11 protein-coding genes and 1 tRNA gene are annotated in these 7,527 nt (G+C 57.8%); 9 read left to right on the top strand and 3 right to left on the bottom strand.

Annotated elements, in window-relative coordinates; genetic code table 11:
* The 9 genes from MTBSS4_RS17170 to MTBSS4_RS17130 all read left to right on the top strand — a co-directional run.
* On the top strand, positions 1-498 hold a 498-nt coding region (locus MTBSS4_RS17170; protein ID WP_173984628.1), incomplete at its 5' end, for an ATP-binding protein.
* A gap of 113 nt (positions 499-611) precedes the next feature.
* Positions 612-1,709 (top strand): ATP-binding protein, encoded by a 1,098-nt coding sequence (locus MTBSS4_RS17165; RefSeq protein ID WP_173984627.1) that lies wholly within the window; start codon positions 612-614, stop codon positions 1,707-1,709.
* 68 nt (positions 1,710-1,777) lie between these two features.
* Positions 1,778-2,056 carry an HU family DNA-binding protein gene (locus MTBSS4_RS17160; protein WP_254432627.1) on the top strand — a complete coding sequence of 93 codons (279 nt, stop codon included), beginning with the start codon at positions 1,778-1,780 and terminating at the stop codon, positions 2,054-2,056.
* Positions 2,046-2,459: a MucR family transcriptional regulator gene (locus MTBSS4_RS17155; protein WP_173984626.1), complete on the top strand. Its 414-nt coding sequence runs from the start codon at positions 2,046-2,048 to the stop codon at positions 2,457-2,459. The genes MTBSS4_RS17160 and MTBSS4_RS17155 overlap by 11 nt, the downstream gene beginning before the upstream one ends.
* Positions 2,460-2,481: 22 nt before the next feature.
* The gene (locus MTBSS4_RS17150; RefSeq protein ID WP_254432628.1) at positions 2,482-2,988 is read left to right on the top strand and encodes a helix-turn-helix domain-containing protein; all 507 of its coding nucleotides are present in this window, start codon (positions 2,482-2,484) and stop codon (positions 2,986-2,988) included.
* A gap of 127 nt (positions 2,989-3,115) precedes the next feature.
* Positions 3,116-3,181, top strand: a tRNA-Arg gene (locus MTBSS4_RS17145).
* 290 nt (positions 3,182-3,471) lie between these two features.
* The gene (locus tag MTBSS4_RS17140) at positions 3,472-3,693 is read left to right on the top strand and encodes a hypothetical protein (RefSeq protein ID WP_173984625.1); all 222 of its coding nucleotides are present in this window, start codon (positions 3,472-3,474) and stop codon (positions 3,691-3,693) included.
* A gap of 6 nt (positions 3,694-3,699) precedes the next feature.
* The gene (locus MTBSS4_RS17135; protein WP_173984624.1) at positions 3,700-4,155 is read left to right on the top strand and encodes a hypothetical protein; all 456 of its coding nucleotides are present in this window, start codon (positions 3,700-3,702) and stop codon (positions 4,153-4,155) included.
* A gap of 24 nt (positions 4,156-4,179) precedes the next feature.
* Positions 4,180-5,178 carry a hypothetical protein gene (locus MTBSS4_RS17130; RefSeq protein WP_173984623.1) on the top strand — a complete coding sequence of 333 codons (999 nt, stop codon included), beginning with the start codon at positions 4,180-4,182 and terminating at the stop codon, positions 5,176-5,178.
* On the opposite strand, the gene MTBSS4_RS17125 is transcribed toward MTBSS4_RS17130, so the two are convergent.
* The 3 genes from MTBSS4_RS17125 to MTBSS4_RS17115 all read right to left on the bottom strand — a co-directional run bounded on the left by MTBSS4_RS17125 (position 5,175) and on the right by MTBSS4_RS17115 (position 7,506).
* Complete coding sequence (locus tag MTBSS4_RS17125) at positions 5,175-5,618, bottom strand: hypothetical protein (protein WP_173984622.1); 444 nt, start codon at positions 5,616-5,618, stop codon at positions 5,175-5,177. The two genes, MTBSS4_RS17130 and MTBSS4_RS17125, sit on opposite strands and share 4 nt — an antisense overlap.
* Before the next feature lie 185 nt (positions 5,619-5,803).
* Positions 5,804-6,190, bottom strand: a complete 387-nt coding sequence (locus MTBSS4_RS17120) for a hypothetical protein (RefSeq protein WP_173984621.1) — start codon at positions 6,188-6,190, stop codon at positions 5,804-5,806.
* Complete coding sequence (locus MTBSS4_RS17115; protein ID WP_173984620.1) at positions 6,187-7,506, bottom strand: recombinase family protein; 1,320 nt, start codon at positions 7,504-7,506, stop codon at positions 6,187-6,189. The genes MTBSS4_RS17120 and MTBSS4_RS17115 overlap by 4 nt, the downstream gene beginning before the upstream one ends.
* Between the last annotated feature and the right edge of the window lie 21 nt (positions 7,507-7,527).

The following is a 7,527-nucleotide window of genomic DNA, read 5'->3' as shown; positions in this document are numbered from 1 at the left end:
TGGCTGATCAACGACCTTTTGGCGTTTTCCAGAGTTTCGGCAAAAGGTGTATCGTTCTCCCGCATCTCCCTGACGGCAGCATGTTCTGCGGCACAAGATAATCTCAGAGAGGTCATTTCCCAGAACCACGCAGAGATCACTGTAGGCCAGCTTCCCGAGGTCATCGGCGATGATGTCCAATTGATGCAGGTTTTTCAGAACCTGATCGGCAATGCTGTCAAGTTCCGCCATCCTGACCGTAAGCCTCAAATTTCCATTGATGCTGAACAGAAAGACGGCAAATGGCAGATTGCTGTCCGCGACAACGGGATCGGCATTGCAGACACTACCCAGGATATTTTTGAGATTTTCCGGCGGCTCCATGCTGGAAATCAATATCCAGGAAGTGGCGTTGGACTTGCGATCTGCAAGCGGATCATCACGCAGCATGGGGGGCAAATCTGGGTGGAGTCAGAACCTGGGTACGGAGCCACCTTCAGGTTCACACTGCCGGTGTAGATTTTTCGCCGTTAGCGGCATGGTTGCCGTATTTCGAATTTTAGAATCGATCAATTGCCGAAGCCTTATGCCTTTGGTAGCATTCCTACCAAGCCAATGGTTTGGGAGCGGCCATGATTGTTGCAAACACAGGTTGGCCTGATCTCGAACTCCTAAAAGCAGCCCCGATTCTGATCTGGCGTGCCGGTCTCGATGCCAAATGCAATTGGTTCAACCCCGCTTGGCTTGCCTATACCGGCAGGACAATAGAGCAGGAGATGGGGGATGGGTGGACGGAAGGTGTTCATCCCGACGATTTTGATCGTTGCTTGAAAGTCTATCTCAATGCCTTCGCACTTCGTCAGCCGTTCGATATGGAGTACCGCATAAAGCGGGCCTGCGGTGAGTATGGATGGATCGCCGATTATGGCATTCCGATTCTAAACCAGTCAGGCGAATTTCTCGGATATGTAGGCTATTGCTTTGACATTACAGCCAGACGGCAGAGTGAAGAAAAGCTGGAAATTGCCTGCAAGGATTTGGCGGCATCCAACGCCGAACTTGAGCAATTTGCTTACGTCGCATCCCATGATCTTCGTGAGCCGCTCCGTATGATCAGCAGCTATGTTGACCTGATTGAACGCCGCTACGGACATCACTTCGACGCGGATGGGCATGAATTTATTGGCTTCGTCCGCGACGGTGCCCGACGAATGGATGCTATGGTTCTGGACTTGCTTGCATTCTCCAGAATTGATCGACAGGGAGAACCACTGGTTCCGATGCGGATCGGTGATGCCATTTCCCATGCGTTGAAGAACCTTGGGACAGCCATTGCCGAGTGTGATGCACACGTGGTCGTCGATGTGGATGCATCGCTCATGGTGGTTGGGGACTGCCACCAGTTAGATCGGCTTTTCCAAAATCTAATTGGGAATGCCATAAAATATCGAACAGAGGGGATAAGACCCCACATCGCCGTGATGGCACGACCTAACGACGGAAAGGCCGTCTTCTCTGTCCAGGATAATGGCATCGGAATCGCACCAGAATACTTCGACCGAATTTTCCTGTTGTTCCAGCGGCTTCATACCCGAGAGGTATACGAGGGAACCGGGATCGGTCTTTCTGTCTGTAAGAAGATTGTCGAGCGGCATGGCGGCGAGATTTGGGTTGAGCAATCACCTTCAGGCGGCTCGACTTTCCTGTTTACCTTGCTGACACCTGAGTAAACCCGTTTGGTTGACGATGCCTATTCATCGTGCCATTCGTTATGGCCATGCTTTTTGTAGGGGGGCACATGAACAAGACCGAATTGATCGCCGCCGTCGCCGATGGTGCCAACATGACCAAGGCCGACGCGGGCAATGCTATTGACGCTGTTTTTGCAGCCATCACCACCGCCATGAAGTCCGGCGATGATGTGCGTCTGGTTGGCTTCGGAACTTTCTCGGTTTCTGCCCGTCCTGCACGTGAAGGCAGGAATCCGCAGACTGGCAAGACCCTCACCATCGCGGCCAGCAAGTCTGCCAAATTCACCGCCGGAAAGAACCTCAAGGACACCATCAATGGCCGATGACATCAAGGCTCTGACGACCAAGATCGTGGTCGCCTACTTGGGTGGCACCGCCTTGGCAGCCACTGAAATCCCAAGCCTGATCAAGTCCGTTTATTCGACTTTAGCCGCTACGGACAACCCTGCTTCAGCACCGGCTGAACGGCAGCAACCTGCCGTTTCTGTGAAGCGGTCAGTGACCCCAGATTACATTGTCTGTTTGGAATGCGGTGATCGGCAGAAGATGCTCAAGCGACACCTCACGACTGGGCATGAGCTGACCGCTGACGAGTACCGGGCCAAGTGGTCTTTGCCCAAGGATTACCCTCTCGTCGCCCCGGAATACGCTGCACGTAGATCAGAGTTTGCGAAGGCTGTTGGGCTGGGCTATTCCCGGACGAACCGGAAGCCAAAATCAGCCACCTGACGAACACATGAAGAGGGGCACCATGCCGCCACGTAAGAGTTCCCAACCCGCGACCGCCCCCAAGCCTGCCAAGGTACCCAAGAAGGTTGGTCGGTCCCCCCGTGGCCGATTGGCGGATGGCAGTGCCAATCCCATTGATGTGCATGTTGGTGCCCGAATTCGGCTTCGACGGACCCTACTCGGGATGAGCCAGGAGAAGCTTGGTGAATGCCTGGGGCTGACCTTCCAGCAGGTCCAGAAGTACGAACGTGGAGCCAATCGGGTCGGGGCATCCAGGCTGTTCGATCTATCCCGTGTTCTGGATGTGCGGGTTGGCTATTTTTTCGAGGAAATTTCTGCGACTGCCCAGGCAGCATCTCCTGTTGAGGTGATCCGTGGCAACGTCACCAAGGCAGTCGGTGTACCCGACGATGATCCTATGACAAAGCGGGAAACCCTCGAATTGGTACGAGCCTATTTCACCATCGCCGATCCCAAGGTCAGGGATCAGGTGCTTGTAATGGCAAAGGCATTGGGTGGAGCTAAATAGCACCTTGCATGAACAAGGCGATGCTTAGGTATTGTGATGAGCGTTGCATCAGTTGTGGTCGCAATATTGACTCACGCGGGACTCACACAGCATCATATATAGATATATTGTCTTTAATATCAGTGCAGTAGCATTAGTTGGCAACGGTTTCCTAAACCGTAGGTCAGGGGTTCGAATCCCTTCCGGGACGCCATTCTCACAAGACAAACCTGCTTTACCGCGAAGACGCGGCCTTGGATATCCCAAGGTTCCGCGCGGTTTTTGCATGTCTAGGTGCTGACACGAGCTTGCCGGATATAGGCCGACTTCTCTCTCCCTGGCGCCATTCTCTCCAGACCTGTTGACACGCCCTTCCATATCAACAGGTCGGAAGCTTCCTGGAATTCAATGATATTTCCAGAATCACCGTACTGTGTGGTTTCCGGATTTTCGTTGGGGAACCAGGGGACTCCCGGATCGGAATCCCTGCGGCGTATCAGCGGGATGCATATCGGTCATGGCAATCTCTCGCTCGGCCGGATTTGTGGTGAAAGGCGCGTCCTGATGGATTCCTTCGCTGATCCATGGCACAACCACTGGACGCGCGGCCAGGACTGGAAAGCCATCATGTCGATCACGTTGGAACGGGCGCAGCCGAACTCGGGTAACCTGCGAAAGGTGACTGCCACCGGTATGGTCGGTCACACTACCAAATTCCCCGGCTGACGAACCATGGCCTCTGCTGATGAAATCTCGGCCTACACGGTGCGCCACGCCGGTCAGATCCGCGAGGTGGTCAACCGCAATGCCCTAGTCTCGCGCCTGGTGCTGCAGGGCTACAATGTCTACCTGCCGGTCTATGACGCCGGAATCGATTTCGTTCTTCACCGGGAGATCGACGATACCCTGCTGAAGGTCCAACTCAAGAGCAGGTGGACCATTGACCGCAAATACCTGGGCCGCGATTTGTGGATTGCCTTTGCAGATACGAACGTTGGCGACTGGTATCTGATGCCCCACGACGAGATGGTCGACCTGGGGACGCGCATGGGATTCACAGATCAAGCGTCGTGGACAGAAAAGGGCCTCTATCATCGGGGTCCGCTGTCCCAGGCCATGCGTAAAATCTGCGAACCATACCGGCTGCCGGACGACGCCATCGCGATGACCGAGGCTGATCAAGAATAGATATCTGGCGTTCCGGAGCCCAAGATGCAGTTTAAAGAGCGCACCAGAATAGCTATCGCGGATATGATCTGCGGGAATTTCGATCAGGCGAAGTCCTTCTTTGTGTACAGAAGTAGCAGCTATCTGACGCGGTTCTTTCGGGACTGCGACACCGACTATGTCCATGACGGCTCGACCAGGAATTATTGGGTTGCCGCGACCCTTGAAGAAATTCTCAACGAACCGCACCCCAGCGCCAACGTGCCGCCAGAGACGTTTGCGCGCGTGATCCGGACCTTAATGGACCAAGCGGACGCTACCAACGAGGAACCAGAACGCCCTGGCGCGTTGGAAATGCTGAATTCCGCCCTGGCCCGGGAGGGGTTCGAGGCCTTCTATGCCGAGGATCGGCAGTGCTACCTGCGTCACGTCGCCACCAACACCATCGCTGTCGCTTCGCCCAATCCGCACCGCCCGTTCTCCGCCGCCGAGCAGAAGCGCCGAGAGCAGTTGCAGGCCTATCTCGACAAAGCATCCGAGGACGAACTGATCGAGGAGGTGCTGCTGCCGTTATTCCGCCAGCTCGGTTTCCATCGGATCACCGCTGCCGGGCACAAGGACAAGGCGTTGGAATACGGCAAGGACATCTGGATGCGCTATACGCTCCCGACCCAGCACATCCTGTATTTCGGGCTCCAGGTCAAAAAGGGAAAGCTGGACGCAGCAGGCATGAGCAAGGCCGGGACCGCGAACGTCGCCGAGATCCACAATCAGGTGACCATGATGCTGGGCCACGAGATATTTGACCCCGAGACCAACCGGCGCGTTCTCGTGGATCATGCCTACATCGTGGCTGGTGGCGAAATCACCAAGGCTGCGAGGAATTGGCTCGGAAATAAGCTGGACGCGGCCAAGCGCAGCCAGATCATGTTTATGGACCGTGACGACATTTTGAACCTTTACGTGGTTACAAACTTGCCGCTCCCCAATGGAGCTCTGCCACCAAAGCCCGACCCGTTTGACGACGGGGCGATCCCGTTTTAGTCCCAGCGGAAATCATCTCGGGTCAGATAGCCGGGGCCGATGCCGACAGCGACGTGGAATGCGCGGGCTTCAGCCTTCGAACATTCGACGGGGAAGAATTGAGCTCCACTGTGCAGGAGCCAGATCGTCCGGGTAATGCCATTGCTGAAATCAAGGAATGGTTTTGCCTCGAAAGCCTTGCGCCACCGTCCGAGCCTGCCGGTTAGAAATTTGGCATGGGAGATCTCCCAACGGAAAGTCACTCTGGCCAGTGGCACTGGGTTCTCCGCTCCATGCGAGAAGCCCTTTGCCGCCTCCGTGTATTTGTAATCACGGGTCCAATCGCTCTCGCAGGCCAACACCTCCGGCCGACGCCCCGACAGCTTCCACATACGAAGAAAACTCGCAGGATCGCAGACAACCACCGCTCGGTCAGCGGGCAAATCCTCGTCCAACCGCATGTATACTGTCTCGCCGTTCCTGAGAGGGATCGGACAGACGTGACGATCCCCCATCACGGGGAACGTGCGGCGCTCGAAAAAGGCCAAGACGGCACCTCTGATGGAACAATACTGGAAAAAATAGACCATCCAGCAGAAGGCCGCAGTGCTTTTCCTCCTGGGCGAGGTCTATGTCGATGCCTGACTCACGCGCCGAGGCCAACTTCCAGAAACATCCGCCTCTGCTCCGCCCATTCGACTGGGATCGGTTCCAGCAGCGCCCGCACGGTGAGCTTCTCGGGCTGCCGCCCAGCGAGAATCGCCTCTACGATATCGGGGGCCAGCAGCGTCAGGCGCAGAACACGGCTGGCGAAGGCGCGATCGACGCGTTCGGCCTTGGCCAGTTCGTTGATGGAAGCGTGGCGACCGGATTCCAGCAGGCGCCGCCAACGGAAAGCTCGGGCCAGCGAGCGGACGATGGGGCTGTCGACCGGCACCCGTGTCTCGGGATTGTAGAGGCTGCCGTCGGGCAGGACGATCCGCTTGCGCCCGCCGATGCGGCGGAAGGTCATCGACACGAACACCGTGGTCATGCTGCGGCCCTCCGGCCACGGGCCGGTTTCAGTTCCCCGGCCAGTTGGGCCAGCCCCTCGGTGCGGAGCGCGATGTTGATGCCTTCGGGGGAGATGTCGACCCGTTCCACCAGAAGCTGGACGATGCGGGTCTGCTCGGCGGGGAACAATTCGTCCCACAGGGGATCAAGCTGGCCCAGGGCGGCAGCCACCTCCTTCTCCGTCATGGCCTCGCCCTCGGCGCGGACGCTTTTCCAGGTGCGGGCCACCATCTCCGGGGTGCGCAGCAGCGAGCGCAACTGGTTGATCACCGCGTTCTCGACCTGGGCGGCGGGGACGCGACCGACCGGACAGGCCTCGGGGCCTTCCTTGATGATGCTGGTGGTGACGTAATAGCGGTACAGCCGCCCCTTCTTGCGGGTGTGGGAGGGCGTCATCGCCCGACCGCCGGGGGCAAAGATCAGCCCCTTCAGCAGGGCCGGTGTCTGCACCCGCGTGCGGTTGGCGCGGACGCGGGGGGAGACCTCGGTGATGGAGCGGACCTTGTCCCATAGGGCCTGATCGATGATGGCCTCGTGCTCGCCGTCATAGGCGACGCCCTTGTGGACCGCCTTGCCGATATAGAGCGGATTGGCCAGCATCTTGTAGAGGCCGCCCTTGTCCAGCTTCTTGCCGCGGCGGGTGACGCCCTCGGCGACCAGTTCCCGCACCAGCATGGTGGCGGAGCCGAGGCGGACGAAACGTTCGAAGATCATGCGGACGATTGCGGCTTCTTCCTCCACCACCAGCAGTTTGCGGTCGGCGCAGCGGTAGCCAAAGGGCAGCGGCCCGCCCATCCAGATTCCCTTGCGCCGCGACGCGGCCACCTTGTCGCGGACGCGTTCGCCAATCACTTCCCGCTCGAACTGGGCGAAGGACAGCAGGATGTTCAGCGTCAACCGCCCCATGGAGGTGGTGGTGTTGAAGGATTGGGTGATGCTGACGAAGGTGACGTTGTTGCGGTCGAACACCTCGACCAGCTTGGAGAAATCCATCAGCGAGCGCGACAGGCGGTCGATCTTGTAGACCACCACCACGTCCACCAGCCCGGCTTCGATATCGCCGAGCAGGCGCCTCAGGCCGGGGCGTTCCAGCGTGCCGCCGGAAAAACCGCCATCGTCGTAATGGGTCGGCACCAGCACCCAGCCCTCGGCCTTCTGGCTGGCGACATAAGCTTCGCAGGATTCCCGCTGGGCATCCAGCGAGTTGAACTCCATCTCGAGGCCTTCCTCGGTGGATTTGCGGGTATAGACGGCGCAGCGCAGCTTGCGGATCGGCTTGGTTCCGGCGGTTTTCATGCCCCCTTCCTCCAGTTCTTG

This window comes from Magnetospirillum sp. SS-4 (assembly GCF_902729425.1).
Lineage (GTDB): Bacteria > Pseudomonadota > Alphaproteobacteria > Rhodospirillales > Magnetospirillaceae > Phaeospirillum.
The sequence above is the reverse complement of the archived record's forward strand: the minus strand, read 5'-3'. Positions and strand labels throughout refer to the sequence as shown.